The sequence below is a fragment of the Wenzhouxiangella psychrophila genome, assembly GCF_042310375.1.
GTDB lineage: Bacteria > Pseudomonadota > Gammaproteobacteria > Xanthomonadales > Wenzhouxiangellaceae > Wenzhouxiangella.
Map to the genome: position 1 here is coordinate 103,310 of NZ_JBHJMQ010000009.1, position 26,601 is coordinate 129,910.

Here is a 26,601-nt window from a genome sequence, read left to right on the forward strand (position 1 = left end):
GAACCCCATCGATCTCAGCTCGATCGCGATACTTCAAAACAAACTCATTAGAAGCGGAAAGATTATGAAACTGGCAACACTGAAAGAAGGCGGACGCGACGGCACGCTTGTCGTCGTCAATCGCGACCTGACCCGTGCGGTCAGGGCCACGGACATCGCGCCAACGCTACAGGCAGCCCTGGATGACTGGGACAGCGCAGCACCGCGGCTTGCCAGCTTGTTCGAGGACCTGATGAACGGTGCGGCCGAGGGCAGCTTCGACCTGGATGTGCAGGCACTGGCCGCGCCGTTGCCGCGCTGCTTCCAGTTTGTGGACGGCTCGGCCTACCTGCCGCACGTCGAGCGTGTGCGCAAGGCGCGTGGCGCCGAGGTGCCCGAGAGCTTCTTCACCGACCCGCTCATGTACCAGGCGGTCTCCGACGGCTTCATGGGGCCCTATGATCCAATCGCCATGGCCTCGACCGAGTGGGGGATCGATTTCGAATCCGAGATCGGCGTCATCACCGACGACGTTCCAATGGGTGTCGATGCCGACGAGGCCGCGCGGCACATCCAGCTGGTCACCATTCTCAACGACGTCTCCCTGAGAAACCTGATCCCGGGCGAGCTGGCCAAGGGCTTCGGCTTCCTGCAGTCCAAGCCGCGCTCGGCCCTGGCGCCGGTGGTCGTCACACCCGACGAGCTGGGTGACAGGTGGCAGGGCAGCAAGCTCGACCTGCCGCTGCTGACCCACCTCAACGGCGAGTTGTTCGGCGAGCCTGAAGCGGGCGAAGACATGCAGTTCAGCTTTTCCGAACTGGTGGCGCATGCGGCCAAGTCCCGCCCACTGGCCGCCGGCTCCCTGGTCGGCTCGGGCACCATCGCCAACCAGGACACCAGCCGCGGCGCGTCCTGCCTGGCGGAAAAGCGCATGCTCGAGATCATCGCCGATGGTGAGGCAAAAACACCGTTCATGCAGTTCGGCGACTTCGTGCGCATCGAGATGAAGGACCGGGACGGCGAGTCCATCTTCGGGGCCATCGAGCAGAAAGTGGTGAAGTACGAAAGATGATTCTTTATTCGTACTGGCGATCCTCGACCAGCTACCGTGTGCGCATGGCGCTCAACCTCAAGGGCCTGGATTACGAACTCCGTCCCGTCCACCTGGTGCGCGACGGCGGTGAGCAGTACGCCGAGGACTACACAGCGCTCAATCCGCAGCAACTGGTGCCGACCCTGGTCGACGGCGAGCGCGTCATCACCCAGTCGATGGCCATGCTCGAATACCTTGAAGAGCTTCATCCCCGACCTGCCTTGTTGCCAACCAGTTCCGCCGAACGTGCCAGGGTGCGCGCCATTGGCCAGGCCATTGCCTCTGAAATCCACCCGCTCAACAATCTGCGCGTACTCAAGTACCTGACCGGCACGGCCGGCCTGGACGAAGACGCCAAGCTGGCCTGGTACCGGCACTGGACCGAAGCCGGGCTGGCCGCCATCGAACGCATGCTCGACAGCCCGCAGAGCGGCCGTTTCTGCCACGGCGATGAACCGACAATCGCCGATTGTTGTCTGTTGCCACAGGTCTATAATGCCGAGAGGTTCGAGTGCAATATCCGATCGCTGGAACGGGTACAACGGATCTGCGACGAGCTCAAGGCAATTCCGGCCGTGGCGAACGCCATGCCGGAAAACCAGCCGGACGCGGACTGACCCGCGTCCACACCTGACACCAGGAAACCAATGACTGACGCGACGAAGAACACGATTCGCCTGTTTGCCATCACGGCACTGCTGGCGCTGATCACCGCCTGCGCCACTACGCCGCCGGATTCTTCCTTCCTCGACACCGCTCGAGGGGCCATTGCACAGGCCCAAGCGGCGGACGCGGAGGAATACGCACCGATCGAACTGCGCTACGCGCGCGAGCGGCTGCAGGCTGCGACACAGGCGCTCGAAAACGATCGCCCCGACGACGCGCGGCGCCTGGGCGAACAGGCCGAAATTGAAGCGCAGCTGGCACTCGCCCGCACCCGTGCCGCGCTCGCGCGCGCAGAACTCCAGCGCAAACAGGACGATCTCGAGCAGGTCCGGGCCGATCTGGTCGAGGTATTCGGCGAGGAGGTCATAAGAGAATGATCACCTTGCATCGAACCTTCCGCACGACCCTTGCAACGTTGCTGATCGCAGCGCTGGCCGCCTGCGCCACGCAACAGCCCAGGGAGAATGCCGCGTTGCGCAATTTGCAGAGCGACCTTGAAGAATTCCGGGCCAATGCCGAATTATCCGATCGCGTTCCGCTGGCCCTTTCGGATGCTGAACGTGCCGTGCGTGGCGCCAGCTCGGAAGGCCTGTCCGAAGCCGAGCTGTCACACCGGATCAGTCTGGCCGCCAAGCGAATCGAGATCGCCCGCGCCGAGGCCTTCCACGCGCAGGCACGAGAGCAGATCGATACGATCGAGGCCGAGCGAACGCGACTCCTGCTGCGCGCCAGCCGACTCGAAGTCGAACAGGCGCGTCGCGAGGCCGAGCGTGCCATCCTGCAAAGCGAGGCCGCGCGCGAGGAAACCCAGCGAACTCGCCTCGAAGCCATGACCGCCGAGGAACTGCGCGAAGAGGCGGCACAACGTGAACGCGAGGCACGTGAAGAAGCCCAGGCCGCCCGCCGCCTGGCAGAGGCCCAGGCAAGCGAAATCGAGCTTGCCCGCCGGGAAGCCGAACTGGCCACCGAAGCCGCGGATTCCATGCGCCGACGCCTGGAGTACCTGGAGCTGCGCGAAACCGACCGCGGTGTTGTGGTCACGCTCGGCGACGTCCTGTTCGCCAGCGGCGAAACCACGCTCCAGCCGGAGGCGCGCGATCAGCTCGACGACGTCGTCAGGCTGGTCGAAGGCGAACCCGACAAGCAGATCCGTATCGAAGGTCACACGGACTCGACCGGCTCCTCGAGCGCCAACATGCGTATCTCTCGCCTGCGCGCCGAGGCGGTGCGTGACGCACTGGTCGAACAGGGCATCGACACCGATCGCATCCAGGCCGTGGGCATGGGTGAGGACTTTCCCATCGCCAGCAATGAATCGGGCGAGGGTCGCCGAAAGAACCGCCGCGTCGACGTCATTCTCCTGAATGACTGATCGACCCTTGAACTGACCCGGAGAAGGCATTATAAAGCTAGGTGTGATGGTTGATTCCCCGAGCGATTCGCTCGCAACATCCAGCCGCCGCAGGAACGTCCCCGGACCGGGGCGCCCTGCAGCCCGGCTTCTAACCCCCCGAATTCACACGGGCCGCCCAAGTGCGGCCCGTTGTTTTATGCGCGGAAAAAGTGTTTCGCGCACACTCATGGACCCAAGCCAAAAGGAGTCTGCCCATGTTCGAGAATCAGAAGGATCAGGTGGAAGTCATGCTCAAGAGCAACGATGAGTTCCGTCGACTCTACAACCATCACCAGCAGCTCGAAAAACGGGTACTGGCCGCCGAGAACGGCACGGCGCCGATGGGAGACCTTTCTCTCAACGAACTCAAACGCGAGAAACTGCGCACCAAGGACCAGCTCACCCGAATGATGGAACAATCGCAGGCCGCCTGAATCCGGCCAGACTGATTCCCGCCAGACGCCCGGCCGCCGCGCCGGGCGTTTGCGTTCCAGCACCTTGCCCTTGGATGACGATTTGGGCTATCGTGGCCGGCTGGCAACCCACCTGACCAGAGCCCCGGGATGAACGTCTACAGCAATACCCTCGAATTGATCGGCAACACCCCGATCGTACGCGTCAACAACCTCGACACCGGCCCCTGCGAGCTCTACCTCAAGCTCGAAAACCAGAATCCTGCCGGATCGATCAAGGACCGCATCGCCCTGAAAATGATCGAGGAGGCCGAGCGCCGCGGCGACCTCGTGCCGGGCGCGACCATCATCGAGGGTACCGCCGGCAATACCGGGCTGGGCCTGGCGCTGGTCGCTGCCCAGAAAGGCTACCGGCTGATACTGGTCCTGCCCGACAAAATGAGCCGCGAGAAGATTTCCAATCTCAAGGCGATGGGCGCGGAAGTAGTCATCACCCGCTCCGACGTGGGCAAGGGCCATCCCGAGTACTACCAGGACCTGGCCGAAAAGCTGGCCCGGGAGACGGAAAACAGCTATTTCATCAACCAGTTCGGCAACCCCGACAACCCGAAAGCGCACGAGGAAGACACCGGCCCGGAAATCCTCCGGCAGACGGGCGGCGAACTCGACGCAATGATCATCGGCGTCGGCTCCAGCGGCACCATCACGGGCCTGTCGCGCCATTTCGCAACGGCAGCGCCCGAACTCGAGCTGGTGCTGGCCGACCCTGAAGGCTCGATCCTGGCCGACTACATCGCCACCGGCAATGTGCGCGACGACGCCGGCGGCTGGTTGGTGGAGGGCATCGGCGAGGATTTCCTGCCCTCGATCAGCGATTTCTCACGCGTCCACAAGGCCTACTCCATTTCCGACAAGGAGAGCTTCCTCACGGCACGTCTGTTGCTCGAGAAGGAAGGGCTTTTCGGCGGCTCATCGACCGGCACCCTGCTGGCCGCGGCCCTCAAGTACTGCCGCGAACAAACCGAGCCGAAGAAGGTGCTGACGTTTGTCTGCGACACCGGCAACAAGTATTTGTCGAAGATGTACAACGACACCTGGATGCGCGAGCAGGGCTTTCTGGACACCGGCGAATACGGCGACCTGCGCGACCTGATCGCGCGTCCGGCCGCAACGCGCGACGCCATCACGGTAGGTCCCGACGAGCCCCTGTCGAACGCCTACAAGCGCATGAAACTCTACGACGTCTCTCAGCTTCCGGTCATCGAGGGCGAGCGCATCGTCGGCATCATCGACGAGTCCGACCTGCTTCTGGCCGTCTTCGACAACGAGGAGCGCTTCACGGACCCCATTCGCACGGCGATGGTCAGTAAACTCGAGTCGGTCCAGATCGACGGCAGCATCGATGACCTGTTGCCGATCTTCAACCGCGACCTCGTCGCCATCGTGCTCGACGGAGAAGCCTTTCAGGGCCTGATTACCCGCGTGGACCTGCTGAATTACCTGCGCCGCCGCGCGGATCGGTAGGATCAGTGATTTGTGGTCGGTAGTCTGCGCAGCGGCAGACAGATTTGCGGACCACGGACTACGGACCACAGACCACAGACAAAACCAACGAACCAATGAGCCAACGAAAATGAGCAAACTCGCCACACGCGTCATTCATGCCGGCCAGTCGCCGGATCCGTCGAACGGGGCCATCATGACCCCGATTTACCAGACGTCCACCTACGTGCAGAAGAGCCCCGGCGACCATCAGGGCTTCGAGTACTCACGCACGCACAATCCCACGCGAAAGGCCTGGGAAACCTGCATCGCCGACCTGGAAGGCGGCAGTCACGGTTTCGCCTTCGCCTCGGGCATGGCCGCGGTCGACACGCTCATGCACCTGCTCGAGCCGGGTGACCACGTGCTGGCCATGCACGATCTTTACGGCGGGACGTGGCGGTTGTTCGAGCGCGTTCGCCGCCGTTCCGCCGGCCTCGAATTCAGTTTTGCCGATCTGGCTGACGCCGATGCCGCGCGCGCTGCGATTACCGAAAAGACGAAGATGATCTGGGTCGAAACACCCACCAACCCAATGCTGCAGTTGGTCGACATCGCCGCAATGGCCGAGCTGGCTCGCGAGACCGGGGCGCTGCTGGTGGTCGACAACACCTTCGCCACCCCCATGCTGCAGCAGCCCATCGCACTCGGGGCCGACATCGTGCTGCACTCGGTGACCAAGTACCTCAACGGCCACTCCGACATGGTCGGCGGCGCGCTGGTGGTCAAGGATGGCGGGCTGGCCGAGGACATCGCCTTCATCCAGAACTCCGCGGGCGCCGTGCAGGGACCGTTCGATTCATTTCTGGTGATGCGGGGGGTCAAGACACTGGCGCTTCGCATGAAGGCCCATTGCGAGAATGCAGCCCGCATCGCTGAGTGGCTGAGCGACCATCCCAAGGTCGAAAAGGTCATCTATCCCGGCCTCGACAGCCATCCGCAGAAGACCCTGGCCGAAAAACAGATGAGCGGTTTCGGCGGCATGGTCAGCTTCGACATCGGCGGCGATCTCGACCGCGCCCGGCGATTCCTGGAGAACACGCACCTGTTCGCCCTGGCCGAGTCGCTGGGCGGCGTCGAGTCCCTGGTGAATCACCCGGCCATCATGACCCACGGCTCGGTACCCAAGGAGAACCGCGACAAGCTCGGCATCACCGACACCCTGATCCGCCTGTCGGTGGGCATCGAGGACGTCGACGACCTGATCGAGGACCTCTCGACAGCGCTCGACCACGTCTAGTCGGGCGAGTGCCGCCGACCTGGTACGTCGTCGGGTTTCACGCAGAGCCGCGGAGGAGCAGAGTACGCAGAGAAATTCTGCGCACTCCGCTCCTCAGCGGCTCTGCGTGAGCCCCTTCCCAGAGCGCTAGAATAATCACCAGATCTGAATACCGAGGCACCGATGCAATTTCGCCTGAAAGCCGCTTCCGGGTCGATCACCGGGCAGAACTTTCCGCTCGTCGAAGACACCGCCATCGGCTCGGCCGATGAAGCCGATATCCGTCTGGACGGCCTGATGGAGCGCCACGCCCGGATTGTCTACGACGGCGAAACCCTGATGCTGGAACCGGCCGGAAAAGCCTGGGTCAACGGCGAGCCGGCACAGCGCCGGCCGTTGAAGTCGGGCGACGAGATCCGCCTGGGCGAATACCGCTTCGTGCTGCAGGCGCCGGGCCTGCGGCCGCCCAGCGTGCTCAAGGACGCCGAACTCCGCAAGAGCCGGGCATGGCTGTGGATTTCACTTGGCGTGATCGCCGCCGGCAGCCTCGCGGCGGCTGCCTACTTCTACTGGCCGATGCAGTAAAAAAGAAAACCGTGTAACCACGGAAAGCACGGAAGACACGGAAACTTGTCTCTTTTATTCCGTACATTCCGTGTGTTCCGTGGCGAAAAGGTTTTGTCTGGAACAGCCCCCAGAGTTAGTCGTAGTCGACGAGCTCGCGCAGCACCGACGTGGCGTAGCTGCCGGTGCCCAGCGAGAAAGCAAGCTTCAGGGTTCGATCGTCCGGGAAGTCCCACTCGAGCTCACCCACGCGCATGCGCAGGGGCCGCCGCTCCTGCTTCATGCCGAACTTTGCCAGGCCCTCGACCAGCTCCCGGTGAGACTCGAACATTCGATTCTCGATCTCGGCCGCCTCGCCCCCGGCCGGACTATCGCCCTGGCCGGGCAACGGGCCGGAGGGATGGATATCGAGCTCGGCGCAGCGGCGCAGCTGCTCGGAATCATCCGCTTCGGCTGCAAAGAAGGATCGGCTGCCGTCGAGCATCGCCAGGTCGCCGTCGATCAGTCGATTCCAGTCGCCGCGGCGCAAGCGCTCGGCCAGCACGTGATTGAACACCAGGCTGCGCGCGGCTGAAAGATAGAACCCGCGCTTGGTCTTCGATGGCTTGCGCCGCATTTCGCCGCGGAACAACGTGTGGGCGCGGGCGATGTTGTTGCCGCCGAATCGCTGTTCCCCGAACCCGTTGGGTACGCCGTGATCGCGAGCGGCGGCCAGCCGCTCTTCCAGCGCCGACAGGTCGCCCATGAGTTCGCGCACAACCAGTTCGAACCGGTTGCCGCGAAGCCGGCCGCGCTTGATCTTGCGCGAGCTTCGCGACGCAGACTCGATGGTCACGCCGTCGATCGTCCATTTTGTCCAGTCAGGCGACTCGGTTCCCGGAAGATGGATAGAAAAGTACTGTCGAGTCACCGCGTTTCGGTCCTTCAGGCCGGCGAATCCGACCTGGCGAACATTCACGCCGGCAGCACGGGCCAGGTCGGCGGCCACGTCCACCGTATTGCGTTCGCGCTTGCAGACCCACAACCAGAGATGCTCACCCTCACCGTCCGGTTCGTGCCCGAGCTCCTCGCTGACCACGAAATCCTCTGGCTCGATCCGGATTCGCCCGGTGGCGGGCGGCCCGCCCCAGGCGAATCCGGGGTTTAGCGTGTTGTCTTCGCTCACTCCTGATCCTCGACGCGGTAGACCACCAGGTTATAGGGCTTGTCGCGTTTCCTGCCTTCGTAATGGGCACCGATGTAGTAGGCCTTGCCAGCCTCGACCACGACTTCAATCTCGTTCATGCCTTCCTGCGTGCGAACGCGGCCGCGCATGGCGTTGAGACCGGGCGGGTTACGGATCTGGGCCGAAACGGTGAACGTATATTTGCCCGGCTTGAGCCACATCGTCTCGCGAGAAACGATGTTCTGTCCGTCGATCTCGACGAATCGTACCGGATAGATATCCTGTGCCGGCCGTCCCGGCGTACCGGCAAGCATTGCGGACTCGGGGCCGGGTTGTGCGAAAGGCGAGTCCGCCAGCGCGGGAAGTGCCGCCAGTGTGACCAGCCACCCTGTGAGTATGAGAATGAATCTGCGTGTTTTCATGACGACCTCCTGTTTGAGCCGTAGCATTGAATGAACCCATACAATGGTCCTGCCACGGCCCGCCTGCCATGGACCCACCCTGCAATTAACCTGAAATTTTCCTGAAAACCGAAAAACATCTTGAAATCAGCCACCTGGGTCGCTGCTGGTCAATTGCCGGCGAATCCCCGGCCAGGCTTTCATAAGCTCGTCGGCCATGGCGGCTGCCACCGCACGGACTTCCGGCGGCTCGTCCGCCCTGCCCCCGGCTGTCGTCGACCAGACCACTCGCCCCGGAGGCACCTCCAGCAAGCGCAGCTCTGCACGCCATTCGCCCTCTTCCCGGCCGGTTACCGATCCCTCGATCAGCAGATCGACGCCCAGGTCGTCGGCCACGGCCGAGACGACATCATTCCGATCCAGGTAGGGCCGTAAGCTGGTGCGCCCGAGCATCTGGAGGCCCTCGGCGGGCCGAGTCAGCAACTCGGCCAACAGGGTATCGGCAATCAGCAATCCGACATGCTCCGGAAGAGCATCCGGTTTCTCATAGTCGTCGAATGGAAGGATCGCGAGACTGAACACAAGCGGTTGCTCCACGTCCGAACCACTCCGCGCCAACCAGATGCCGTATCCGGTGCCGACCAGCACCGGGAGCAGCGCCGCGAGAAGCATGGCCAGCCGCCATCGCCGCACTTGCCGCCGACCTCTGCCGTCCTGGTCGATCTGCGCATTGAGCCGGTATCCCCGACGCGGCACGGTCTCGATCAGGTCCTGCGGACCGTCGACGGCACTTATGGCCTGGCGCATTTCGCGCAATAGTGCTGCCAGGCCCGATTCGAAATCGACCACGGTATCGTCGCCCCAGATCTCGGCGAACAGGCGCTCTCGAGGCACGACCTCGCCGGCGTTGTCGAGCAGATACCGAAGAAGACGCGCCGCCTGCGGTCGCAGCCTGGATTCGAGATCGGCGCGCTCGTGGCGGAGCCGGCCGTCCTCCGGCGTGAAGATCAGGTTGGCGAAACGATAAGCCTGCATTAGCCGTTGGGCTCGGCGTCTTCCGGATCGACGATCAGGAAGAATTCCTCTCCTTCGCGGATCAGGCCCAGCTCCGAGCGAGCGCGCTCTTCGACGGCATCCAGACCCGCACGCAGATCCTCGACTTCGGCCGCCAGGGCTTCGTTGCGCTTCTGGAGTTCCTCATTCTCCGACTGCTGCTGTTCGACCAACTCGTGCAGAGTCTGCATTTCACTGTACTGGCGCCAGAGCTGCACCTGCAGCAGAACGAGAATCACCAGCAGGGCGGTCAGGATTACGCGCATTTCGCACCTTCGGGACCGAGCATCAGCTCGATGATGCGCCGATAAAGCACGGGCAGCAAGGCCAGGTCCTCCACGGCGATGCACTCGTCGATCTGGTGAATGGTGGCATTGACCGGGCCGAGTTCGACGACCGGAATCCCGCGCGGGCCAAAGAAGCGTCCGTCGGAAGTGCCGCCACCGGTATCCGGCCGTACCTCGATCCCCAGCAGCTCACGACAGGCCGCCTGCACCACGCCCGGCAACGGCCCGGTCGCCGGCCCGAAAGGCTCGCCGGACACGCGCCACTCCAGTTCCCAGCGGCCCGGATCGAAGCGCTCGACAAGCTCACGCAGCTGCGTTTGCAATACTTCCGACCGGCTGTTGGGGTTGTTGCGCAGATTGAACCAGACCTCGAGCTCTCCCGGCGTGACGTTGTCCGCCCCGGTACCGGCGCGGACGTTGGAAATCTGCAAACGGGTGGGCGGGAAGTATTCATCGCCGTCGTCGAAGGTCATTCGCCCGAGCTCGGCCAGCAGCGGCCCGGCGCGATGCACCGGATTGTCGAGCGGATCGGCGTAGGCCGTATGGCCCTGCCTACCGTAGACGTGCAAGCGACCCTGGATGGAGCCGCGCCGGCCGATCCGGATGACGTCGCCAAGGCGCTGGCGACTGGAGGGCTCACCGACCAGGCAGGCGTCAGGCAGCAGCGCTCGCTCTTCGAGCACGGGCACCACGGCCCGGACACCGTGGCGGGCCGGCCCTTCCTCGTCGGAGGTCAGCAACACCGAAATCGTACCCTCGTGCTCGGGATGCCGGGCCAGGAACTCCTCGAGCGCAACCACGAATGCCGCCACGGAGGACTTCATGTCCGCCGCACCGCGACCGTAGAGCGTGCCATTGCGGATCTCGGGCTCGAACGGCGGCGAGCTCCAGTTCCCTTCCGGTCCCGGCGGAACCACGTCGGTGTGACCCACCAGCATCAGGTGCGGCGAGCCGCCGCCGTGACGAGCGAAGAGATTGCGCACATCTTCGACGTCGATCGACTCGACCGACATCCCGGCCGCAGCGAGCCGGTCGGCAATCAGCGGCTGGCAGCCGCCGTCGTCGGGCGTGACCGATTCGCGCGCAATCAGCTCGCGGGCCAGGTCCAGCACGGCATCGCTTTCGGCTTGGGAGGGAGCAGTCGCCATGGGGGTGAAGCTTACCGTATTGGCTGGTTGGCTGGTTGGCTGGTTGGCTGGTTGGCTGGTTGGCTGGTTGGCTGGTTGGCTGGTTGGCTGGTTGGCTGGTTGGCCAATGATGCGGGATGACCGATAATCCGGCAAATACCCGCAATACGCCATCCCCATGCTCAAGAAGTGGCGCCAACAACGTTGGCAGCGCAAGGTCGATGCAGCCATGCCGTCGCACGAAGACATCGCGGCGGTGGCCAAGCATTTCCCGATCCTTGCCACGTTGGACGAGGAATCGGCCAGGCGCCTGCGCCGCCGCTGCGCCGAAATCCTCGCTAGCAAGGCATTCCTCGGCGCCGGCGGCATGGAGCCGGAATACCTCGACTGCCTCACCATCGCCGTGCTCGCCGCCCGCCCGATCCTCAATCTGGGCATCGACGCCTACGCCGACTTCCACACCTTCATTCTCTACCCGGACGAATTCATCGCCGAAGAGGAGTTCGAGGACGAAGCCGGCGTGGTCAGCCACGGCCGCGACCTGCGCGCCGGCGAGGCCTGGGCGCGCGGACCGGTCGTGTTGTCCATGGCCGACGTGATGGATTCTGCCCAGGGCCAGGGCTTCGATGTGGTCGTCCACGAACTCGCCCACCAGATCGACCAGCTCAACGGCGACATGGACGGCTTCCCGCCGCTGCGTCGGAATATGGATTCCGCAGATTGGAGCCGCACTTTTTCCGACGCCTTCAGCCGCCTCAACGACGCACTAGACCGCGACGAAGAGCCGCCCATCGACCCTTATGCCTCCGAGTCGCCTGCCGAATATTTCGCCGTCACCAGCGAGTACTTCTTCGATGCCCCCGATTGGCTGGAGCAACATGAGCCGGAGGTGGCCAGGCTTCTGCGTGCGTTCTACGGCGATGGAGGCAGGTGACGACCCTGATCGAAACCCAAGACTAACGGCAATCAGGCGTCGATTTGGTGTAGCCAGATTGGTTCAATACCGATATCTCGTCTGGCCTCACGCCAAGGCGCAAAGGCACCAAGGACGCGAAGAGAGCAAAAGCTTCAATTTATCGCATCGCTTGAAGTCTGGGGCAATGCAGGATGGGAGAAATTCTTGGGTTTGATCCTTCTTGGCGACCTCTGCGCCTTCGCGCCTTGGCGTGAAACATGGCAACGTTTCAGGTTTGTTCACTCCCTCCCAGGCCCCCAAAGCATCCGATCCAGCGCCCGCTCCGGGCTAAAGCGCTCCAGGTCGATCTTGTTGTCTTGGAATTCGACGCCCTCTTCTTCCAGGAGCCGACGTTGCTCGGCGCATTTGCGGCTGCCCTCGGGGAAGCTGATCATTCCCTGGGCGTTGACGACGCGGTGCCAGGGCAGCGCCATTTTCCTGGGAGCGCGGCCCAGCGCCATGCCGACCAGGCGCGCACGGCCCGGTAGGCCGGCCAGGCGGGCGACCGACCCGTAGTTGAGCACACAGCCCCGGGGAATGCCGGCAACCGCCTCCCAGATGCGCTGGTAGCGATCGACATCGGAGACCGGATCAGTCGTTTTTTTCTTCTGGTCGTTCATTTGAACGCTCTCGAATCATTCCGAGTGTGTACGAGACGATGCCGTTGAGGATGTTGAGTTCGTTCTCGTCCGGCCTCGCGCGCAGGTACAGGCGCCGCAGGCGCTGCATCAGGCGTTTGGGTTGGCGCGGATTCAGGAACCGGATAGCCAGCAAGGATTCCTCCAGGCGCTGGAAGAAGAATTCCAGGCGCTCGGGCTCGACCGGTTCCCAGTCCGGCGGCAGCGTCTCGCCCGGCCCGCCGTCGAGCGAGGCCAGGTGAACTTCGTAGGCCAGGATCTGCACCGCCTGGGCCAGGTTGAGCGAGGAATACTGCTCGCTGGTCGGGATATTGACCAGCCAGTGGCAGTGGCGGACCTCCTCGTTGTTGAGACCGCTCTTCTCGCGCCCGAACACCAGCGCCACCTCGTGCTTGCCGGCCTCGGCAACCGCTTTCTCCGCGGCTGTTCGCGGGTCGAACAGCGGTTGCGGCAGGGAACGCAGGCGTGCCGTGGTGCCGAGCACCAGCGGACACCCGGCGATCGCCTCCATGAAATCGTCGACGACCACCGCATTGGCCAGGATATCGTCGGCGCTGGAAGCCATGGCGGTCGCCTCGCCGGAGGGAAATTTCGTCGGCGAAACCAGGTAGAGTCGCTCGAGCCCCATCACCTTCATCGCCCGCGCTGTCGCGCCGATGTTGCCCGGGTGCGTCGTGCCGACCAGCACGACCCGGATATTGCTCGCTGGATTCGTCATGCAGGCGATTTTACCCTGATAATCCTTTATCCTTACGGGTTTGGTCCCTCAGACAGCCCCCGCAATGTCCAACGCTCATCTCAACATCGCCGTCGAGGCCGCGCGCCGTGCCGGTGATATCGCCCTTCGCTACCGCTCTCGCCTGGAAGGAATCCCGGTCGAGCGCAAGGCCCGGCACGATTACGTCAGCGACGTCGACCGCGGCTGCGAACAGGCCATCCGCGAGCACATCCTCAAACACCACCGGGACCACGCCATCCTGGGCGAGGAAGGCGGGCAGACCGGGGACAGCGACCACGTGTGGATCGTCGATCCCATCGACGGCACCAGCAACTACCTTCGGGGTATCCCGCATTTCGCCATTTCCATCGCCCTGCAGGTCCGGGGCCGCATCGAGGCCGGCGTGGTCTACGATCCGATGCGCGAGGAAATGTTTACAGCCAGCCGCGGCCAGGGCGCCTTCCTCAACAGCCAGCGCATGCGTGTATCCGGCCGGAAGGAACTGGCCACCGCAGTCGTAGCCACGGCATTCCCGTTTCGCCAGCGCCGCCTGATGGAGGCCTACCGGGGCATGTTCGATGCCATGTTCGACAAGGTGGAAGACTTCCGGCGTGCCGGCACCGCCTCACTGGACCTGGCGTATGTCGCCTGCGGACGCCTGGACGGCTACTGGGAACTCAACCTCAAGCCCTGGGACATTGCCGCGGGCGCCCTGCTCGTCCAGGAAGCCGGCGGCGTGGTCATGGACGTCACCGGCGGCGATCAGTGGCTGCAGTCCGGCCACATACTGGCAGCCCCCTTCAAGCTGATCACCCCAATGCGCGCGGCCATCGAGCCGCACGTTACCGAGGGCATCAAGGCCCGCGTCGCCAGGCAGACGCCCGCCGAAGAGTAGCGCCCGACCCTTTAAGGGCCGGGCGCCCTGCAAGATCAGCCGTTGCAGCTACCCGGAACGATCTTCTGAACCGCCAGAGTCTGGTCACCGAAACCGGCAAGACTGGCGTCCACTGCGATCGTGGCCGTGTTGCAGTCGTCCAGCACCATCTCGATCTCGCCGAAGAATTCGCTCTCCACGTCCTCGGCGCGGAACCGGCCGGCGAAGTCGGCGCCGCGAGTAATGCTGACGTTTGAGAACGTGAGCGTATCGCCGACCCGGTCGCCGGCACCGATCATCCAGACCTGCTTGCCGTCCTGGTAGGTGTAGAACGTCAGGATATATTGGCCCTCCTCGTAGGCGAGCTGGAAGCCTTCGCCGTCGCGGGCCGGATCGAACCAGTTTCCGGTTATCACCTGGTCATTTACAGGGGGCGCGCCGGCACCGCAATCGGTCGGGATGATGCGCTGCATTTCGACAAAGAAGGGATCGAAGCCCGCCTGTTCGGGAGAAATGCTCAACACGGCCCCGTTGCAGCTCAGGAAGTTCATCTCGATTTCTCCCCAGAACGAGAATTCGGCATCCTCGGGATCGAAGTCGCTGCCGTAGTCGGCACCCTCGGTAATCGACATTTGGTCGAAGACGATGCGCCCATTTGACAGCTCGCCGGCGCCGATCAACCAGACCTGCTCGCCGTCAAGATAGGTGTAGTAGGTCAGGATGAAGGTCTCACCGTCATTCTCGAGTGTCAGCTGAATGCCTTCGCCGTCCCTCGACGGATTGAAGTAATTACCCGATATCTCGTCACGCAGGATGTTGTCGGGATCCGGCTCCTGATCGCCATTGGATCCACTGGGCACGTTAGCCCCGCCGGCAATTGCACCGTCCGTCGCAATACGGCTGAGCGCCACATGGCCGCTGTTTCCGTCGAGCGGGGCGGCGCTTATGATGATGGTATCGATCTCGTCCCAGTCAGGCGCCTCGGCAACCAGTGGCACGAACTGATTGAATGACAGGGATGTGGCACCGACTGTTGGCGACTCGATGAAAGCAGCCGCAGCCTCCTCGTTCGGACCGAACACCAGCACTGCCATGGCAGCGGCGCCTCCAACCGAGGTAATGTCCATCTCGAATGCGCTGGATCCGGACAGGTCAAAAAGTGGGCCGTCGCCTCGAGACCACCCCGTACCACAGCCGCCGCCGGTTTCCTCGAAGGAGCCCGTCAGATTGATTTCGCAACGAAACTCACCGCCGACCACGCCGACGGTCACGGTCGATCCGGCAGGCGCTTCCTCATCCAGGCCCGGCGCCATGATCCGGAACCCGCCGAGCACGCTGTCGGTTCGAAGAACGCCCTGTTCCTCGGTAATTTCCTCGCCGGGCCCAACGGTGAATGGTCCCTGACCCACTGAAAAGTCATCGATCAGATCCGCCGACGCCGACTGAAAAGCCGCCAGGAACAGGAAAAAGGTGATGAGTCGCTTCATGGGTGGATCCCTCGCAAGACGATAGTAAATCTATTAACGCATTCGAACCGCAAATCACGACAGCCAACGAGTGCGGATCGCGAAAATGGCTGGGAGCTTTAGCGAGTGATCGAAAGCTCGTCCCGAGGACAGCCGGTTTTTACAGCGCAGATCCCGCCGCATGCCCTGATGCCCAGGCCCACTGGAAATTATGACCGCCAAGGTGGCCGGTGACATCGACCACTTCGCCGATGAAGTAAAGGCCGGGGTGATCGCGGCATTCCATCGTCTTCGACGATAGTGCGGCGGTGTCTACTCCGCCGATGGTGACTTCGGCCGTTCGATAGCCCTCGGTGCCGGCCGGCCACACCTGCCAGGGCTTCAGGCGGCCCTCGGCCTGCTCGATGTCGGCATCGGAAACCTCGGCCATGGTTTTGTCGACCAGCCACAACTCGCACCAGCGTTCGGCCACCCGGCGCGGCAGAAGCTCGGCCAGGGCATTCTTGAAGCTGAGCCTGGGGCGGGTGCTCCGCAGTTCTCGAAGGTGGCCGGCAAGGTCGATATCGGGCAGCAAATCGACCCGAACCGGCTCTCCCGGGCGCCAATAGGACGAGGTCTGCAGCATGGCCGGTCCGCTCAGGCCCTGGTGGGTAAACAGGATGTTCTCGCGGAACCCCGTGCCATCGGCCTCGCTGTAGGTGTCGACGGAGACACCGGCCAGGCCCTGGATTTGATCGAGCTTGCGGCCCTCGAAGACGAAAGGTACGAGTGCGGCCCGTGTCGGCTGGACGTGCAGGCCCAATTGACGTGCGAAATCGAAGCCGAAACCGGTCGCGCCCATGCGCGGGATGGAATAGCCGCCGGTGGCAATCACCAAAGACTCACAGCAGATCACCCCGTTCGGACCGGCCAGCTTATGCGGCGGCCCGACCTGTTCGATCGTCACCGGCGCGTGTGTCCTCACCTCGACACCCGCGGCTTCGCACTCGTCCAGGAGCAGGCGCACGATATCCTTCGAGGACCGGTCACAGAAGAGCTGACCCAGTTTTTTCTGGTGGTACGGTACGCCGTGGGCTTCGACCAGGGCGACGAAGTCCCAGGGCGTGTAGCGGCTCAACGCCGACTTGCAGAAGTGCGGGTTGGCTGACAGGAAGTTGTCGGGCGTGGAGTCCATGTTGGTGAAATTGCAGCGCCCGCCGCCCGACATCAGGATTTTCTTGCCCACCTTGTTGGCGTGATCGAGCACCAGTATCGAACGCCCTCGTCGACCGGCCGTGATCGCACACAACAGCCCGGCCGCACCGGCACCGATGATGACCACGTCCACGTACTCGGTCGGTCTTGGGAAGTCCGGCACCGCGGCAGCCTGCTGCACCGCCGGCATCAGGCGGTGGCGAACAGACGCACGGGCTTGAGATGACCCGCGCCGTCCATTTCACCGACGCCCAGGAAGGCGTCCGGGCCGTAGACGCGAACCTGGCCCGCGTGCGTCTGACGCAGGCCGGCCAAGCGCTGGCCCTGCAAGATGCGTTGTGACGCCTGCGCATCCAGTTCGACAGCCGGAAGATGTTCGAGGGCGCGGTCCGGGGGCACCAGTAGGGCTTGCGCCTGGTCGCGCGTTAGCGACTCCAGGGCTTCGAGCCCCACTGCATCATCGATATCGAAGGGCGCGCTGGCGATCCGGCGCAACCCGGCCAGGTGGGCACCACAATCCAGCGCCTCGCCGATGTCTCGGGCGAGAGAACGGATGTAGGTCCCCTTCGAGCAGGTAACCTTCAGGTGCAGGGTATCGCCCTCATTTTCGATCAGTTCGAGCGCATGGATGACCACCGACCGAGGCGGGCGCTCGATCGTCTCGCCCCTGCGCGCCAGATCGTACAGCCGCTCCCCCTTGTGCTTGAGGGCCGAATGCATGGGGGGAATCTGCTCGATGGGTCCGCGGAAGCGTTCGAGGACGGCTTCGATCTGTGCCTGGTCGAGCGATGGGACCGGTTTGCGCTCGAGCACTTCGCCCTCGGCATCCTCGCTGTCGGTGGTCGTACCCAGGCAGACCTCGGCTTCGTAACGCTTGTCGGCATCGAGCAGAAAGGCGGCGACCTTGGTGGCCTGGCCGAAGCAAAGCACCAGCAGCCCGGAAGCCATCGGATCGAGCGTGCCGGCGTGCCCGGCTTTCTTGATGCCGATGATGCGCTTTGCACGGCCGAGCGCGGCATTGGATGTGATGCCTTTGGGCTTGTCGAGGAGGAGGATGCCGTTAGTCATTGGGGTAGGGAAAGAAAATAGAGAAAAGAAAATAGAAAATAGAACTGATGCACGCTGGGAGCAATCTCCCGACCTTCCTACTATTTTCTATTTACTATTCACTATTTACTTTTTTCTCGCAGCCGCAAGCAGCTTCTCGATGCGGTCGCCGGTTTCCGAGGAGGTGTCGTGCAGAAACTTCAGTTCGGGTGTATGGCGCAGTCGCACGCGCTTGCCCAACTCGTGGCGAACCTGGCCTGCACGCTCGTTCAGGAACGCCATGATCTCCGGCGCCTGCTCGATCTCGAGTACGGCGATATAAACCTTTGCGTGTGAGAGGTCGTGCGCGACCTCGACGTCGGTCACGCTGATCAGGCCGCGCGGAATCTCGTACTCGAACTGGCCGTGGAGAATGTCGGCCACTTCACGCCGCAAGAGTCCGGCGACGCGTTCGGCTCGGCCTGTTCCCATCTAAGGAACCTCCGATCGATTATGCACGGGCGCGACGGAGCCTTTGCGCGATGACCCGGTGTGGCTTCGGCGAACGTGGTTTGGTGATTCCAAATGAGCGAGCCGGAACGCAGCGGGTCGCCCGCAAAGGCCTGTCCCGTAGGGTTTCGCCAGAAAAGCCGCATCTCGCGCGTTGCGTCCCTCGGCCGTAACAATCAGTACTGTCACTCGGGTCGCACCACACGATCTGCGGCTTTTCTGACTGAAACGCGCTCCGTTCATAATCAATCGGAGGTTCCTTAATCGTCCAGGGTTCGCTGTACTTCAATGCGCTCGAAGCACTCGATCTGGTCGCCCGGCTTGACGTCGTTGTACTGCTTGACGCCGATACCGCACTCCGTACCCGCCTGCACTTCCTTGGCATCGTCCTTGAAGCGACGCAGTGACTCGAGTTCACCTTCGAAGATGACCACGTTGTCGCGCAGCACGCGAATCGGATTGGCACGCTTGACCACGCCCTCGACGACCAGGCACCCGGCAACCGCACCCAGCTTGGAGGAGCGGAACACGTCCTTGACCTCGGCCAGGCCGATGATCTCTTCCTTGGTATCGGTGCCGAGCAGGCCGGAGATGGCCTTCTTGACATCGTCGATGGCTTCGTAGATGACGCTGTAGTAGTTCAGGTCCAGGTCGGCTTCCTGGATAATCTTGCGCGCCGAGGCGTCGGCACGCACGTTGAAGCCGATGATGATCGCACTCGAGGCCTGCGCCAGGCTGGCGTCGGACTCGGTAATGCCGCCCACACCGGAAGCGATGACGTTGACCTTGACCTCGTCGTTGGACAGGCGCGTGAGGGAGTCGCGCAGCGCCTCGACCGAACCCTGAACGTCGGCCTTGATGACCAGGTTGACGTTCTGCTGCTCTTCGCTGTCCTCGCCCATCTGGTCGAACAGGTTCTGCAGCTTGGCGGCCTGCTTTTCGGCCAGGCGGCCTTCGCGCGCCGACTGCTTGCGCTGCTCGGCGGCCTCGCGAGCCTTCTTTTCGTCAGCAACGGCGAGCACATCGTCACCCGCATTGGGCACACCCGACAGACCCAGAACCTCAGCCGGTATCGATGGGCCGGCCTCTTCAATCGCCTGGCCGGCTTCATTGAACATTGCGCGCACGCGGCCGAATTCTTCGCCGGCGAGAATGATGTCACCTCGTCGCAGCGTGCCGTCCTGGACCAGGATCGTGGCAAGCGGGCCGCGGCCCTTGTCGAGCGAGGACTCGACCACCACGCCGCGGCAGCGACGTTCCGGGTTGGCCTTGAGCTCGAGCACTTCGGACTGCAGCAACACCGATTCGAGCAGATTGTCGATGCCGTCACCGGTAATCGCCGATACGGGAACGAAGATTTCCTGGCCGCCCCAATCCTCGGGAACGACCTCCTCGGCGGCCAGTTCAGACTTGACGCGGTCGGGGTCGGCCTCGGGCTTGTCCATCTTGTTGACAGCCACGATCAGCGGAACACCGGCTGCGCGCGCGTGCTGGATGGCTTCCTTGGTCTGCGGCATCACGCCGTCGTCTGCGGCAACGACCAGGATGACGATATCGGTCGCCTGGGCGCCACGGGCACGCATGGAGGTGAACGCCGCATGGCCCGGAGTATCCAGGAAGGTGACCACGCCGTTTTCTGTCTCCACATGGTAAGCACCGATGTGCTGGGTAATGCCGCCCTGTTCGCCGGAGGCAACCTTGGCGCGGCGGATGTAGTCGAGCAGCGATGTCTTGCCGTGGTCGACGTGGCCCATCACGGTGACCACCGGTGGACGCGTGACCTGTTCGCCCTCGACAGCGGCCTCTTCTTCCTGGGCCGCCAGTTCCTGCTCGATGTCCTTTTCCTCGGCCGCCTTGGCCTCATGCCCCATTTCCTCGACCACGAGAATGGCCGTGTCCTGGTCCAGCGGCTGATTGATGGTGACCATCGTGCCCATGTTCATCAGCACCTTGATCAATTCACCGGCCTTGACGGCCATCAGCTTGGCCAGCTCACCGACGGTGATCGTCTCGGGCACTTCGATCTCGCGCTTGACCGGCGCGGTCGGCTTCTGAAAACCGTGCTCACTGCTGGCGCTGCTCGCCACGCGAGCCGCCCGGGCGCCGCCCTTGCGCTTGGGCTTGCGACGCTTGGACTTCGGCGCGATATGCAGTTCCTCGCGACCATAGCGCGTGCTGGCATCGGCCTTGCCCTTGGATGCCTTGCGTTCGGCTTCCTTCTGGGCGGCCTGACGGGCCACCTTTTCTTCGACCTTCTTTAGTGCTTCGGCCTCGGCGCGCTGCCGATCCGCTTCCTTGCGCTGCTCTTCTTCCTCGGCCTCACGCTTCTTGCGCTCTTCTTCTTCGACGCGCGCCAGTTCCTCGGCTTCTTGCTGGCGGCGCTCGGCTTCTTCGCGCTCGGCCCGCTCGGCTTCCTCGCGCTCGCGCTTTGCTTCCTCCAGCGCCTGCTGTGCGGCTTCGCGCTCGGGATCGGCCTGATCCTGTTCGGCGATCTCGCCGCGCTTGACGTAGGTGCGGCGCTTGCGCACCTCGACGTTGACCGTGCGCGACGGTGCGGCACCGCGCGAGCGGGTGCGGCCGGCGCCACCTGTGGGCACCTTCAGCTCGCTCACACTCTTGCGTGTCAGCGTGACCCTTCTCGGCTGCGTCGTATCCTCGGTTTCGTCCTTGCCGTGACTCGACCGCAGATAAGTGAGCAGCTTGATCTTGTCTTCATTGGTCACAGCGGCATCGGGTTCGCTGACCTCGATACCGGCGTCGTTGAGCTGGGTAATCAGGCGATCGACGTCGACGCCCAATACATCCGCAAGCTGTGTAACAGTGACCTGAGACATGTATATTCCTCGAACCTCGTTTATTCCTCGGCAAACCAGTGCGCACGCGCGTTCATGATCAGCGTGGCGGCCAACTCGGGATCAAGTTCCTCGATTTCCTCGAGCTCGTCGACCGCGCACTCGGCCAGATCGTCGCGTGTACGGATGCCCTTCTCAGCCAGGCGGTAGGCAATGGTATCGGTCATGCCCTCCAGATCAAGCAGATCCTGCTCCGGCTTGTGCTCCTCGAGCTGTTCTTCGGAAGCGATCATCTGCGTCAACAGGGCATCGCGGGCACGTTGACGCAGCTCGCCGACCACGTTCTCGTCGAACTCCTCGATCTCGAGCAGTTCGCTTTCCGGCACGTAGGCGACTTCCTCGATGTTGGTAAAGCCTTCCTGCACCAGGATCGTGGCGACTTCCTCGTCGACATCGAGCTTGGTCTTGAACGCCTCGAGGAGAGTCCGGGCTTCCGACTCGCTCTTCTGCTCGGCTTCCTCGATGGTCATGACATTGAGGTTCCAGCCGGTCAGTTCGGACGCAAGCCGCACGTTCTGGCCGCCACGACCGATTGCCTGCGAGAGATTTTCCTCCTCGACGGCAATATCCATGCTGTTGGTGTCTTCGTCGACCACGATCGAGTGCACTTCGGCCGGTGCCATGGCGTTGATCACGAACTGGGCCGGATTCTCATCCCACAGGATGATGTCGATACGCTCACCGGCCAGCTCATTGGAGACGGCCTGAACACGCGAACCGCGCATGCCCACGCAGGCACCGATCGGGTCGGTACGGTCGTCAAGCGCGTTGACGGAAATCTTGGCGCGGCGGCCCGGATCTCGGGCCGCCCCCTTCAACTCGAGCAGGCCCTGCCCGATCTCGGGCACTTCGAGCTTGAACAGCTCGATCAGAAATTCGTTCATGCTGCGGCTGACGAACAGCTGCGGGCCGCGAACTTCCGGACGCACTTCGTAGAGGTAGCCGCGTACGCGATCATTGATGCGCGCGGTCTCGCCCGGGATGGTGTGACGAGACGGAATGAAGGCTTCGGCATTCTCACCCAGATCGAGCATGATGCCGCCCTTTTCCATTCGCTTGATCTGGCCGCTGATCAGCTCACCAACTCGCTCTTCATACGCTTCCACGACCTTGGCGCGCTCAGCCTGGCGAACGCGCTGCACGATAACCTGCTTGGCGGCCTGGGCGGCAATGCGCCCGAACTCGGGCGGCTCCATCGGTTCTTCGATGTAATCGCCGACTTCCAGGTCAGGATCGTGTTTATGCGCCTCGCTCAGGCGGATTTGCCGGTCCTCGGACTCCAGCTCCGCCTCTTCCTCATCGTCGGAGAGCACTTCCCAGCGGCGAAAAGCCTCGTAATCGCCGGTGTCGCGGTCGATGGAAACGCGCACCTCGATGTCCTCGGGGTTACGGCGGCGCGCGGCCGAAGCCAACGCAGCCTCGATGGCCTCGAAGATCGTCTCGCGCGGCAGGCCCTTCTCGTTCGAGACGGCCTCAACCACCTGCAGAATTTCCTTGCCCTTGTTCATCATTGCCAAGTTCCGCAAAAGATCATCACAAATCCGTTTCTAGTGTCGCTTTTCCGCCAAAAGGGCGTCCACGTCCGGGGCCAGATTGGCACGCTGGATATCGGCCACAGTCAGTGTGTGCTGCTCGCCGTCGACCTCGAGCACCACCTGTTCATCGTCGGCGCTGACGATCACACCCTTGAACTTGCGGCGCCCTTCGATCGGTATGGCCATCATGACCCGGGCCATCTCGCCGGTGAACCGGGCGAAATGCGCACCGGTGAACAGCGGCCGCTCGATCCCCGGCGAAGAGACTTCCAGCGTGTACTGACCGCTGACCGGGTCTTCGACATCCAGCAGAGCCGATACCTCTCGGCTGACGCGCTCGCAATCCTCGATCCCGATACCGACATCCGGCTGATCGATGTAGAGCCGGATCAGCCGATTCTTGGGATTGGACTGGTACTCGATGCCGACGAACTCGTATCCGAGATCCTCGACCAGAGGTGCCAGCAACGATTCCAACTTGTCGCTCACTGCCACGACTGACGCTCCGGCCCTGTAACAAAAAAAGCCCCTTTGACCAGGGGCTTTTTTCTTATCCAAAAACCTGGTAGCGGGGGCAGGATTCGAACCTGCGACCTTCGGGTTATGAGCCCGACGAGCTGCCAGACTGCTCCACCCCGCAATCGAATTCGCAATTATAAGATCGACCCGAATCGAATGCAAGCCCGATTCCCGAATCCGCGACATTCCCCCCCCTCGGGCCGACGCTCCTGAAAGCGGCAATGTCCCGGCACGCGCACCTCCCGGCCGTTCGGGCTGCTGCCGGCTTCATCCCGTGTAGAATCCGGACTCGTAAACCAACACACCACAAGAGATCCGATGAAGCGATTTTTCATTGCAGCAAGCGCGCTGCTGGCCGGCAGCGCACTGGCCCAGACGCCCGACCTCAAACAGATCATGGCCGACCCGCAGTGGATCGGCCCGCCGGTGGAAGAGGCCTGGTGGCAGCTCGACGGCGAGGCGGTCTACTATCGTGTCGAGCGCAAGGATAGCGAACTCCACGCCATTCATCGCATCGATCTGGCCAGCGGTGCCGACGAAGTGGTCGAGTATGCCGGGCAGGCCGGCATCGACGGCGTCGACCCCGTCGTTCACCCGGGCACCGGTCGCATCGTGTTCGTACGCGACGGCAACTTGTTTGCCCGCATGCCCGGTCGCGATGGGCTGTTGCAGCTCACACGCAGCACGGACACCGACGCCGACCCAGCCTTCAGCCCCGAAGGCGACCGCGTGATCTTTCGCAGGGGCAGCCAATGGTGGGTGCACGACCTGGTCGATCGCCTGAACTGGGCAGTGACCGACCTGCATTTTGAAGACAAGCCCGACGCCGAGCCGGAAGACGACCTGGCCGAAATGCAGCTCCGCCTGTTCGAAAGCCTGCGCGACCAGCGCAAGGACCAGCGGGAAGCACGCACCGAAGCCGAGAAGGCCGCTGCGGAGGATCCGAGCCGCTCGGTCGCGCCCTGGTACCTGGGTGAGGGCCTCGAACCGGTCACCTCGAGCCTCTCGCCCGATGGCCGCTGGCTGCTGCTGGCCGTCCGGCCCGCCGATCACGAAAGCGGCCAGACCGGCCAGATGCCGCGTTACGTCACCCAATCAGGCTACATCGACGTCGAGGACGTGCGAACACGCGTGGGCCGTGATGTGCCGGCGCCGAGCGAACTCTGGCTGCTCGATCTCGAGAATCGCAAGAAGCATGAGCTGGATTTCGAGGGCCTGCCGGGTATCGACACCGACCCCCTAGCCGAACTCAAGTCCGAACAGGACATCGCCCCCCTGGGCGAGGATGAACTGCGCGAGGTCAGCGTCAACGGGCTGGAATGGCATCCGGGCGGCGAACTGGCCGCCGTGCAGCTTCGCGCCATCGACAACAAGGACCGCTGGCTGGCCGTGGTCGACACCGCCACAGAAGAACCGGCCCTGAACAACCGCCATCGCCTCACCGACGAGGCCTGGATCAACTGGTACTTCAACGACTTCGGCTGGATGCCCGATTCCGAAACGCTCTGGTTGTTATCGGAAGAGTCCGGCTACAGTCACTTCTACACGATCGATGCACACTCGGGTGAGACCGAGCAGCACACGAGTGGTGATTTCGAGGTGTTCGACCCGGTCATCCGCCAGGACGGCGAATCGGTGCTGATGCTCACCAACCGCAGCCACCCGAGCGAATACGATCTTTATCGTCTGCATCTGGACGGCAATGACCTCGAGCGCATCACCGAGCACAACGGTATCGAATCGTTCACCGTCCGCCCGGGCGATGACGAGCATGTGCTGCTGCGCTACTCCGAGTCTTACCTGCCGCCGCAGGCCGCGCTGGCGAATCTCGAATCCGGCGAACTCGAGCCGCTCACCGACACACGCACCGAGCAGTTCAAAGCCGTGGAATGGCAACAGCCCGAGATCATGCCCGTGCCCTCGAGCCATGTCGAGCGCCCCGTCTGGGCCAAGTTTTACCCGGCCCGCGGCGAGCCTGCGCACGGCGGCGACAAGCACCCGGTGGTGCTGTTCGTCCACGGCGCCGGCTACCTGCAGAACACCTGGTTGCGCTACCCCAACTACTTCCGCGAGCAGATGTTCCACAACCTGCTGACCGAACGCGGCTACCACGTGCTCGACATGGATTTCCGGGCCAGCGCCGGGTATGGCCGCGACTGGCGCACCGCCATCTACCGGAAGATGGGCACGCCCGAGCTGGAAGACCTGATCGACGGCGTCGACTGGCTGGTCGAAAACCACGATGCCGACCCCGATCGCGTCGGCGTCTACGGCGGTTCCTACGGCGGATTCATGGCCTTCATGGCGATGTTCAAGGCACCCGAGGTATTCCATGCCGGGGCGGCGCTGAGACCCGTCACCGACTGGGCCCACTACAACCACTTCTACACCTCGAACATCCTCAACACGCCCGAGGTCGACCCTCAGGCTTACAAGCGCAGCTCGCCGATCGAGTTCGCCGAAGGCCTGGAAGGTCACCTTCTGATCGCCCACGGCATGCTCGACGACAACGTCTTCTACCAGGACTCGGTGCGCCTGGCGCAACGCCTGATCGAGCTCGAAAAGAACCACTGGGAAATGGCATCTTATCCGATGGAGGGGCACGGATTTACCCGCCCGGATAGCTGGCGCGATGAATACTGGCGTATCCTGAACCTGTTCGAACGCACTATCGGGAGGGAGTAAATCACAATGAACGTGTTTATCACGGGTAACAGCAGCGGCCTGGGACTGGGGCTGACCGAAGCGCTGCTCGACCGCGACGCCCTCATCTGGGGCATGAGCCGGCGAGGCTGTCCGCTTGCCGAGCACCACGACGACGGCATCCGCGACCGCAAGCAGGATATCGGCAATCTCAACCACCTCGAGGAGGGCCTGGACGCGCTATTGTCCGACTGTCAGCGCCTCGACCTGGTTGTGCTCAATGCCGGCATGCTGGGCCGCATCCAGGAGATCGCACACACCGACGTGCACGACCTCGAACACATGATGCGCGTCAACGTGTGGGCCAACAAACTGATCCTGGACTGGTTCATCGAGCGCCAGATACCCATCGACCAGGTGGTCGCCATCTCATCCGGGGCGTCGGTCAACATGAACTACGGCTGGGGTGGCTACTCACTGTCCAAGGCCGCACTCAACAACCTGGTCAAGCTCTATGCGCCCGAAATGCCGGACACGCACATGATCAGCCTGGCCCCCGGCCTGATCGAGACCGGCATGCAGGACTACATCCGCGACGAGGTCGACAGCGAGGAATTTCCCTCGGTGCAAAAACTCAAGGACGCTCGCGGCACCGAGAAGATGCCCAGCCCCCGCGAGGCGGCCGACAGCATCCTCGACCTGCTCGACGACCTGAAAGAAAACCACGAATCGGGCGACTTCGTCGATATCCGCAACCTTTAGCGGACGC

The 26,601-nt window shown here is 63.1% G+C and carries 26 protein-coding genes and 1 tRNA gene; 12 read left to right on the forward strand and 15 right to left on the reverse strand.

The window, feature by feature from the left end:
• The first annotated feature begins 64 nt into the window (after positions 1 to 64).
• The 8 genes from ACDC66_RS11960 (at position 65) to ACDC66_RS11995 (ending at position 6,890) form a co-directional block, all read left to right on the forward strand.
• The gene (locus ACDC66_RS11960; RefSeq protein WP_376696960.1) at positions 65 to 1,051 is read left to right on the forward strand and encodes a fumarylacetoacetate hydrolase family protein; all 987 of its coding nucleotides are present in this window, start codon (positions 65 to 67) and stop codon (positions 1,049 to 1,051) included.
• The gene (maiA, locus tag ACDC66_RS11965; protein WP_376696961.1) at positions 1,048 to 1,689 is read left to right on the forward strand and encodes a maleylacetoacetate isomerase; all 642 of its coding nucleotides are present in this window, start codon (positions 1,048 to 1,050) and stop codon (positions 1,687 to 1,689) included. The genes ACDC66_RS11960 and maiA overlap by 4 nt, the downstream gene beginning before the upstream one ends.
• A gap of 30 nt (positions 1,690 to 1,719) precedes the next feature.
• Positions 1,720 to 2,115 carry a DUF4398 domain-containing protein gene (locus ACDC66_RS11970; RefSeq protein ID WP_376696962.1) on the forward strand — a complete coding sequence of 132 codons (396 nt, stop codon included), beginning with the start codon at positions 1,720 to 1,722 and terminating at the stop codon, positions 2,113 to 2,115.
• On the forward strand, positions 2,112 to 3,110 hold the full coding sequence (locus ACDC66_RS11975; protein ID WP_376696963.1) for an OmpA family protein: 999 nt from the start codon (positions 2,112 to 2,114) through the stop codon (positions 3,108 to 3,110). The genes ACDC66_RS11970 and ACDC66_RS11975 overlap by 4 nt, the downstream gene beginning before the upstream one ends.
• A 236-nt stretch (positions 3,111 to 3,346) precedes the next feature.
• A complete protein-coding gene (locus ACDC66_RS11980; protein WP_376696964.1) occupies positions 3,347 to 3,565 on the forward strand; it encodes a YdcH family protein in 219 nt (72 codons plus the stop codon).
• A gap of 129 nt (positions 3,566 to 3,694) precedes the next feature.
• On the forward strand, positions 3,695 to 5,068 hold the full coding sequence (locus ACDC66_RS11985) for a pyridoxal-phosphate dependent enzyme (protein ID WP_376696965.1): 1,374 nt from the start codon (positions 3,695 to 3,697) through the stop codon (positions 5,066 to 5,068).
• 10 nt (positions 5,069 to 5,078) lie between these two features.
• Complete coding sequence (locus ACDC66_RS11990; protein WP_376696966.1) at positions 5,079 to 6,326, forward strand: cystathionine gamma-synthase; 1,248 nt, start codon at positions 5,079 to 5,081, stop codon at positions 6,324 to 6,326.
• Positions 6,327 to 6,488: 162 nt separating this feature from the next.
• Positions 6,489 to 6,890 (forward strand): FHA domain-containing protein, encoded by a 402-nt coding sequence (locus ACDC66_RS11995; RefSeq protein WP_376696967.1) that lies wholly within the window; start codon positions 6,489 to 6,491, stop codon positions 6,888 to 6,890.
• A gap of 115 nt (positions 6,891 to 7,005) precedes the next feature.
• Here ACDC66_RS11995 and truD read toward each other — a convergent pair whose 3' ends face one another.
• The 5 genes from truD to dapE form a co-directional block, all read right to left on the reverse strand.
• A complete protein-coding gene (truD, locus tag ACDC66_RS12000; RefSeq protein WP_376696968.1) occupies positions 7,006 to 8,034 on the reverse strand; it encodes a tRNA pseudouridine(13) synthase TruD in 1,029 nt (342 codons plus the stop codon).
• On the reverse strand, positions 8,031 to 8,456 hold the full coding sequence (locus tag ACDC66_RS12005; RefSeq protein WP_376696969.1) for a hypothetical protein: 426 nt from the start codon (positions 8,454 to 8,456) through the stop codon (positions 8,031 to 8,033). The genes truD and ACDC66_RS12005 overlap by 4 nt, the downstream gene beginning before the upstream one ends.
• 126 nt (positions 8,457 to 8,582) lie before the next feature.
• Positions 8,583 to 9,470 carry a winged helix-turn-helix domain-containing protein gene (locus tag ACDC66_RS12010; protein ID WP_376696970.1) on the reverse strand — a complete coding sequence of 296 codons (888 nt, stop codon included), beginning with the start codon at positions 9,468 to 9,470 and terminating at the stop codon, positions 8,583 to 8,585.
• Positions 9,470 to 9,754: a septum formation initiator family protein gene (locus ACDC66_RS12015; RefSeq protein WP_376696971.1), complete on the reverse strand. Its 285-nt coding sequence runs from the start codon at positions 9,752 to 9,754 to the stop codon at positions 9,470 to 9,472. The genes ACDC66_RS12010 and ACDC66_RS12015 overlap by 1 nt, the downstream gene beginning before the upstream one ends.
• Positions 9,745 to 10,923 carry a succinyl-diaminopimelate desuccinylase gene (dapE, locus tag ACDC66_RS12020; RefSeq protein WP_459117386.1) on the reverse strand — a complete coding sequence of 393 codons (1,179 nt, stop codon included), beginning with the start codon at positions 10,921 to 10,923 and terminating at the stop codon, positions 9,745 to 9,747. The genes ACDC66_RS12015 and dapE overlap by 10 nt, the downstream gene beginning before the upstream one ends.
• A 157-nt stretch (positions 10,924 to 11,080) precedes the next feature.
• Here dapE and ACDC66_RS12030 point away from each other — a divergent pair, with 157 nt between their 5' ends.
• Positions 11,081 to 11,836 carry a M90 family metallopeptidase gene (locus ACDC66_RS12030; RefSeq protein ID WP_376696972.1) on the forward strand — a complete coding sequence of 252 codons (756 nt, stop codon included), beginning with the start codon at positions 11,081 to 11,083 and terminating at the stop codon, positions 11,834 to 11,836.
• A 260-nt stretch (positions 11,837 to 12,096) separates the two neighbouring features.
• Here the strand turns inward: ACDC66_RS12030 and ACDC66_RS12035 are convergent, their stop codons facing one another.
• Together ACDC66_RS12035 and ACDC66_RS12040 are read right to left on the reverse strand one after the other, a co-directional pair.
• Positions 12,097 to 12,477, reverse strand: coding sequence for an MGMT family protein (locus ACDC66_RS12035; protein ID WP_376696973.1), 381 nt, complete (start codon positions 12,475 to 12,477; stop codon positions 12,097 to 12,099).
• Positions 12,449 to 13,213 (reverse strand): RNA methyltransferase, encoded by a 765-nt coding sequence (locus tag ACDC66_RS12040; protein ID WP_376696974.1) that lies wholly within the window; start codon positions 13,211 to 13,213, stop codon positions 12,449 to 12,451. The genes ACDC66_RS12035 and ACDC66_RS12040 overlap by 29 nt, the downstream gene beginning before the upstream one ends.
• Before the next feature lie 64 nt (positions 13,214 to 13,277).
• Between ACDC66_RS12040 and ACDC66_RS12045 the strand changes: the two genes are divergently transcribed.
• Entirely contained in the window at positions 13,278 to 14,108 is an 831-nt protein-coding gene (locus tag ACDC66_RS12045; RefSeq protein WP_376696975.1) for an inositol monophosphatase family protein, read from the forward strand.
• Positions 14,109 to 14,143: 35 nt separating this feature from the next.
• Here ACDC66_RS12045 and ACDC66_RS12050 read toward each other — a convergent pair whose 3' ends face one another.
• The 8 genes from ACDC66_RS12050 to ACDC66_RS12085 all read right to left on the reverse strand — a co-directional run bounded on the left by ACDC66_RS12050 (position 14,144) and on the right by ACDC66_RS12085 (position 23,310).
• Positions 14,144 to 15,574: a hypothetical protein gene (locus tag ACDC66_RS12050; RefSeq protein ID WP_376696976.1), complete on the reverse strand. Its 1,431-nt coding sequence runs from the start codon at positions 15,572 to 15,574 to the stop codon at positions 14,144 to 14,146.
• 139 nt (positions 15,575 to 15,713) lie between these two features.
• Positions 15,714 to 16,928 (reverse strand): BaiN/RdsA family NAD(P)/FAD-dependent oxidoreductase, encoded by a 1,215-nt coding sequence (locus tag ACDC66_RS12055; RefSeq protein ID WP_376696977.1) that lies wholly within the window; start codon positions 16,926 to 16,928, stop codon positions 15,714 to 15,716.
• An 8-nt stretch (positions 16,929 to 16,936) separates the two neighbouring features.
• On the reverse strand, positions 16,937 to 17,815 hold the full coding sequence (gene truB, locus ACDC66_RS12060) for a tRNA pseudouridine(55) synthase TruB (protein WP_376696978.1): 879 nt from the start codon (positions 17,813 to 17,815) through the stop codon (positions 16,937 to 16,939).
• Positions 17,816 to 17,920: 105 nt separating this feature from the next.
• Positions 17,921 to 18,265 carry a 30S ribosome-binding factor RbfA gene (gene rbfA, locus ACDC66_RS12065; protein WP_376696979.1) on the reverse strand — a complete coding sequence of 115 codons (345 nt, stop codon included), beginning with the start codon at positions 18,263 to 18,265 and terminating at the stop codon, positions 17,921 to 17,923.
• 278 nt (positions 18,266 to 18,543) lie between these two features.
• Positions 18,544 to 21,117 carry a translation initiation factor IF-2 gene (gene infB / locus ACDC66_RS12070; protein ID WP_376696980.1) on the reverse strand — a complete coding sequence of 858 codons (2,574 nt, stop codon included), beginning with the start codon at positions 21,115 to 21,117 and terminating at the stop codon, positions 18,544 to 18,546.
• A 20-nt stretch (positions 21,118 to 21,137) separates the two neighbouring features.
• A complete protein-coding gene (gene nusA, locus ACDC66_RS12075; protein WP_376696981.1) occupies positions 21,138 to 22,646 on the reverse strand; it encodes a transcription termination factor NusA in 1,509 nt (502 codons plus the stop codon).
• A 36-nt stretch (positions 22,647 to 22,682) separates the two neighbouring features.
• Positions 22,683 to 23,159 (reverse strand): ribosome maturation factor RimP, encoded by a 477-nt coding sequence (rimP, locus tag ACDC66_RS12080; RefSeq protein ID WP_376696982.1) that lies wholly within the window; start codon positions 23,157 to 23,159, stop codon positions 22,683 to 22,685.
• A 74-nt stretch (positions 23,160 to 23,233) separates the two neighbouring features.
• Positions 23,234 to 23,310 (reverse strand) — tRNA-Met (locus ACDC66_RS12085).
• Between the two features lie 197 nt (positions 23,311 to 23,507).
• Between ACDC66_RS12085 and ACDC66_RS12090 the strand changes: the two genes are divergently transcribed.
• Entirely contained in the window at positions 23,508 to 25,874 is a 2,367-nt protein-coding gene (locus ACDC66_RS12090; protein WP_376696983.1) for a S9 family peptidase, read from the forward strand.
• Between the two features lie 6 nt (positions 25,875 to 25,880).
• On the forward strand, positions 25,881 to 26,594 hold the full coding sequence (locus ACDC66_RS12095; protein WP_376696984.1) for an SDR family NAD(P)-dependent oxidoreductase: 714 nt from the start codon (positions 25,881 to 25,883) through the stop codon (positions 26,592 to 26,594).
• Positions 26,595 to 26,601: the final 7 nt, after the last annotated feature.

Coding starts and splice junctions, on each gene's coding strand:
- ACDC66_RS11960 (WP_376696960.1), top strand. CDS start 65: ATGAAACTGGCAACACTGAAAGAAGGCGGACGCGACGGCACGCTTGTC.
- maiA (WP_376696961.1), top strand. CDS start 1,048: ATGATTCTTTATTCGTACTGGCGATCCTCGACCAGCTACCGTGTGCGC.
- ACDC66_RS11970 (WP_376696962.1), top strand. CDS start 1,720: ATGACTGACGCGACGAAGAACACGATTCGCCTGTTTGCCATCACGGCA.
- ACDC66_RS11975 (WP_376696963.1), top strand. CDS start 2,112: ATGATCACCTTGCATCGAACCTTCCGCACGACCCTTGCAACGTTGCTG.
- ACDC66_RS11980 (WP_376696964.1), top strand. CDS start 3,347: ATGTTCGAGAATCAGAAGGATCAGGTGGAAGTCATGCTCAAGAGCAAC.
- ACDC66_RS11985 (WP_376696965.1), top strand. CDS start 3,695: ATGAACGTCTACAGCAATACCCTCGAATTGATCGGCAACACCCCGATC.
- ACDC66_RS11995 (WP_376696967.1), top strand. CDS start 6,489: ATGCAATTTCGCCTGAAAGCCGCTTCCGGGTCGATCACCGGGCAGAAC.
- ACDC66_RS12005 (WP_376696969.1), bottom strand. CDS start 8,456: ATGAAAACACGCAGATTCATTCTCATACTCACAGGGTGGCTGGTCACA.
- ACDC66_RS12010 (WP_376696970.1), bottom strand. CDS start 9,470: ATGCAGGCTTATCGTTTCGCCAACCTGATCTTCACGCCGGAGGACGGC.
- ACDC66_RS12015 (WP_376696971.1), bottom strand. CDS start 9,754: ATGCGCGTAATCCTGACCGCCCTGCTGGTGATTCTCGTTCTGCTGCAG.
- dapE (WP_459117386.1), bottom strand. CDS start 10,923: ATGGCGACTGCTCCCTCCCAAGCCGAAAGCGATGCCGTGCTGGACCTG.
- ACDC66_RS12030 (WP_376696972.1), top strand. CDS start 11,081: ATGCTCAAGAAGTGGCGCCAACAACGTTGGCAGCGCAAGGTCGATGCA.
- ACDC66_RS12035 (WP_376696973.1), bottom strand. CDS start 12,477: ATGAACGACCAGAAGAAAAAAACGACTGATCCGGTCTCCGATGTCGAT.
- ACDC66_RS12040 (WP_376696974.1), bottom strand. CDS start 13,213: ATGACGAATCCAGCGAGCAATATCCGGGTCGTGCTGGTCGGCACGACG.
- ACDC66_RS12045 (WP_376696975.1), top strand. CDS start 13,278: ATGTCCAACGCTCATCTCAACATCGCCGTCGAGGCCGCGCGCCGTGCC.
- ACDC66_RS12050 (WP_376696976.1), bottom strand. CDS start 15,574: ATGAAGCGACTCATCACCTTTTTCCTGTTCCTGGCGGCTTTTCAGTCG.
- truB (WP_376696978.1), bottom strand. CDS start 17,815: ATGACTAACGGCATCCTCCTCCTCGACAAGCCCAAAGGCATCACATCC.
- rbfA (WP_376696979.1), bottom strand. CDS start 18,265: ATGGGAACAGGCCGAGCCGAACGCGTCGCCGGACTCTTGCGGCGTGAA.
- infB (WP_376696980.1), bottom strand. CDS start 21,117: ATGTCTCAGGTCACTGTTACACAGCTTGCGGATGTATTGGGCGTCGAC.
- nusA (WP_376696981.1), bottom strand. CDS start 22,646: ATGATGAACAAGGGCAAGGAAATTCTGCAGGTGGTTGAGGCCGTCTCG.
- ACDC66_RS12090 (WP_376696983.1), top strand. CDS start 23,508: ATGAAGCGATTTTTCATTGCAGCAAGCGCGCTGCTGGCCGGCAGCGCA.
- ACDC66_RS12095 (WP_376696984.1), top strand. CDS start 25,881: ATGAACGTGTTTATCACGGGTAACAGCAGCGGCCTGGGACTGGGGCTG.